Origin of the sequence: Nocardia sp. NPDC058497 (assembly GCF_042720195.1) — a bacterium.
In the GTDB taxonomy this organism is placed as follows: Bacteria; Actinomycetota; Actinomycetes; order Mycobacteriales; family Mycobacteriaceae; genus Nocardia.
The window spans coordinates 1-1131 of record NZ_JBHXMY010001030.1; the positions used below are offsets into that span (position 1 = coordinate 1).

Genomic DNA, 1131 nt, shown 5'->3' on the forward strand with positions numbered 1-1131 from the left:
CCGCCGCGCCCGCCCCCGCCCCCCCGCCCGCGGCCCTCGCGCCCCACAGGGGGGGGGTGGGGCTGCTCGTGGGGGCCGGGTGTACCCACCCCCCCCACGCGCGCGGGCCCGGAAGATTCGGTCATCGGCCGAACCGTGGTGCGGGAGACTTACTCGGACTCGGGCGCGGTCTCCGCGGCCGGCTCCTCGGCGGTGGTGCCTTCACCCTCGCCCTCGACCTGCGCGGCGGACGGCGCGGCGATCACGTTGACGATCAGCGCCTCCGGGTCACCGGCCAGGGTGACGCCGGCGGGCAGCTCGATGGAGCCGGCCAGGATCTGGGTGCCGGCCTCGATGCCCTCGACCGAGATCTCGATCGACTCGGGCAGCTTCAGCGCGTCGGCCTCGATGGACAGGCTGGTGGCTTCCTGGGTGATCAGGGTGCCGGAGGCGGCCTCGCCGGTGACCACGACGTTGACGTCGGTGGTGACGCGCTCGCCACGCTTGACGATCAGCAGGTCGGCGTGCTCGATGTAGCGGCGGATCGGGTGGACCACGACCGACTTGGTCATCGCGAGCTGCTGCTTGCCGTCGACGACGAGGTTCAGGATGGCGTTGGTGCCGTGCTCACGCAGGATGGCGGCGAACGCCTTGGCGTTGAGGCTCAGGTGCTGCGGCTCGGCCTGGTGGCCGTACAGCACGGCGGGCACGTTGCCGTCGCGACGGGTACGGCGAGCGGCGCCCTTACCGAATTCGGTGCGGACGGCGGCTTCGATCTGGTTCACGTCGGACATGACTGATGCGCTCCTACGGCTCTTCCGGGCTGGTCATTGTGGCGACCCATCTGCGGGGTCAACGTCTACTCGTCGGACGAAGAACGAACGAGGACGACCGGGAAGGCCGAGCCGCGTCGATCACGGTGAGCACAACCACTAGGGCAACTCACCCTCGCCGAGACAACCCGACAACCATACCGCATCGGCATACCCGGCCCGAAACCGCCACACACCACTGCCCAAGTCCGCCATGACCGCCCTCCCAGCCCCGCACGACCCGACCTCGAGGAGGGTCCCGCCGCGCAGCGGCGGGTCGCGGCCGTCCCGCCGATCAGCGGCGGTTGCGTAGGCGACGAAGGAGCAAGCAACCGTCGCT

2 protein-coding genes are annotated in these 1131 nt (G+C 70.7%); both read right to left on the reverse strand.

What is annotated here, in order from left to right:
* Window positions 1–149: 149 nt before the first annotated feature.
* The gene (locus ACFWPJ_RS33460; protein WP_378857617.1) at window positions 150–773 is read right to left on the reverse strand and encodes a 50S ribosomal protein L25/general stress protein Ctc; all 624 of its coding nucleotides are present in this window, start codon (window positions 771–773) and stop codon (window positions 150–152) included.
* Window positions 774–911: 138 nt separating this feature from the next.
* Window positions 912–1131, reverse strand: a 220-nt coding sequence (locus ACFWPJ_RS33465) for a hypothetical protein (protein WP_378857619.1), incomplete at its 5' end; no start/stop codon positions are given.

Bases quoted from the DNA above. Each gene is read 5' to 3' on its own strand.
- ACFWPJ_RS33460 (WP_378857617.1), bottom strand. From the start codon at position 773: ATGTCCGACGTGAACCAGATCGAAGCCGCCGTCCGCACCGAATTCGGT.